Source organism: Gemmatimonadota bacterium, assembly GCA_026706845.1.
GTDB lineage: Bacteria > Latescibacterota > UBA2968 > UBA2968 > UBA2968 > VXRD01.
Genome location: JAPOXY010000077.1, coordinates 1 through 2,470 on the forward strand (window position 1 = coordinate 1; position 2,470 = coordinate 2,470).

Here is a 2,470-nt window from a genome sequence, read left to right on the forward strand (position 1 = left end):
TCCTCAATAACCGTTTCGATGACTTCTGGGAGCGTCGGGCAGGTGTATAATCACCCCCATCTCACAAAATTGTCGTACACCCATGGACGTTCCCGGATTTGCCTCAGACTCTATTTCCTGAGAGGATGGAGTAATGAACAGAAACAACCGCATCCCTATGTAAAAAACAAATGAATGATGACATCCTAATCTACGAAGCGCTCCAGAAATTTGCCTCTGCCGTAACAGAAAAAATGACGCAAATCATATCTGGCGAACCTGAAGACCAGCTACGCGCGCCGTTCGAGGGCTTCATGTCATCTGCGGGCTCTATTTTAGGTTGGAATGTAGTCCCCACCGGAGAGGTGCACTTACCAAATCGTCTGGGGAAACCTGATTACGGCATAAACCGAAATAATCTTCTCGCTGGATATGCGGAACTCAAGGCTACAGGCGTCGGCGTTAACGCGAAGCAATTCAAGGGTCACGACCGAGAGCAATTCAAGCGTTTCTCATCCATACCCAACATCCTGTACACGGATGGTAATGAGTGGTCACTGTATCGTGATGGGGAACGAACAGGCGCCATCATAAGACTTTCAGGCAATGTATCTACAGACGGCAAAGACGCCGTCACTCTCCAGGATGCTCAAGCCTTGATTTCTCTTTTGCGGGATTTCTTATTATGGGAGCCGATTATACCCACCGACAAAAATAATAAAATCGATCTAGGGGGTTTTGCTAGGTTTCTGGCGCCATTATGCCGGATGCTTCGTGACGATGTGTCAGATGCGCTCAAGGACCCGGATTCACCGATTGTCAAACTCGCTGATGAATGGCGTCAGCTTCTTTTCCCTGACGCCTCCGATAAACAATTTGCTGATGCGTATGCCCAAACAGTCACCTTTGCTCTGCTGTTGGCTCGCACTGAAGGAATTGATCCGTTGGATCAAAGCAAAAATACCACAACATTCGAAGAACAATACGGACTCCTCTCACGTGCGCTGCAACTTTTGACTGACCAAAAAGCACGGGAGGAGATCTCTACATCATTTAATCTCCTTTCACGCATAGTCGACGTAGTGTCACCTGATTCACTTACAGATACACAAGACCTCTGGTTATATTTTTATGAAGATTTCCTGGCGGTTTATGACCCGGAATTACGCAAGGATGCAGGTGTTTATTATACCCCTCTTGAAGTAGTTCGCGCACAAGTGCGACTACTCGATAAGCTACTCGCCACGCAATTGAAAAAACCGCTTGGTTTTGCCGATTCAGGGGTGATTACACTAGACCCTGCCGTTGGGACGGGGACATACCTTCTGGGCATAATTGATCACGCCCTTACTCGCGTCAAGGAAGAGCAGGGAAAAGGCGCCGTACCCGGCAAGGCTACTGAACTTGCAAAGAATCTATACGGCTTCGAGTGGATGGTCGGACCTTACGCAGTAAGCGAACTTCGCATCAGCCAAACCCTGCGTGAGTCTGGATCATCATTACCTGATGACGGACTTCATATCTACCTGACCGATACTCTTGAAAGCCCGAATGCAGAACCTCCCCAAGTGACGCTTTATCAGGAACCTGTAGCCGAGCAGCACGCCAAAGCATTGAGCGTGAAAAGTGACGTCCCGGTCATCGTCTGTGTAGGGAACCCTCCCTATGACCGCCATAAGGCGGCCAGGGAAGATAATAAAGCGCGCACGGGCAGCTGGGTTCGCTGGGGAGACGAGGGGGATGATAAAAAAGGAATTTCACCTATATTAAGTGATTTTATTGAGCCAGCTAAAGCATCCGGGCACGGAGGAGACATTAAAAACCTGTACAATTTTTACGTTTACTTCTGGCGCTGGGCGCTTTGGAAGGTGTTTGAGCACGATACTTCTGGTGGTTCCGGAATTATCAGCTTTATCAGTGCATCAAGTTACCTGGTTGGTGATGCTTTTTCAGGGATGCGCGAGCACATGCGGAAAATATGCGATGAGATCTGGATTATCGACCTGGGTGGTGAATTACGCGGGACGCGTCAGAGCGAGAACGTCTTTGCTATTCAGACTCCCGTCGCTATCGCCATAGCCATCCGCTTAAACGGGGCGGACCTTAATGAACCCGCGAATGTTCACTACACCTCTATAGAGGGAGCACGCAAAGAAAAACTCGCCAAACTCGACTCCATCCACGACTTTGACGCTGTTAAATGGCAGTATTGCCCAACTGGTTGGCAAGACCCATTTCGGCCAACGGTTAAGAATGGCAAGTACTTTTCCTGGCCATTATTGACCGATCTCATGCCGTGGCAACATTCTGGCTCTCAGGCAAAAAGAACTTGGCCAATCGGACCGGAAAAAGGGGTACTTAAACGGCGATGGAAAGTTTTACTGGATTCTCAGGATCGTTCTAAACTGTTCAAGGAAACGCGTGATCGGACAATATAGTAAATATCCCCCGGCAAAGCCGGGGGCTTTAATTTGTGAACCGCTCAAAGCGG

The 2,470-nt window shown here is 48.8% G+C and carries 1 protein-coding gene; it reads left to right on the top strand.

The genetic code is table 11. From position 1 onward, the window contains the following. Positions 1-170 precede the first annotated feature (170 nt). Positions 171-2,417 carry an N-6 DNA methylase gene (locus OXG87_07535; GenBank protein ID MCY3869394.1) on the top strand — a complete coding sequence of 749 codons (2,247 nt, stop codon included), beginning with the start codon at positions 171-173 and terminating at the stop codon, positions 2,415-2,417. Positions 2,418-2,470: the final 53 nt, after the last annotated feature.

What these genes read in the sequence shown, in the direction of transcription:
- OXG87_07535 (MCY3869394.1), top strand. Translation starts at nt 171, where the DNA reads ATGAATGATGACATCCTAATCTACGAAGCGCTCCAGAAATTTGCCTCT.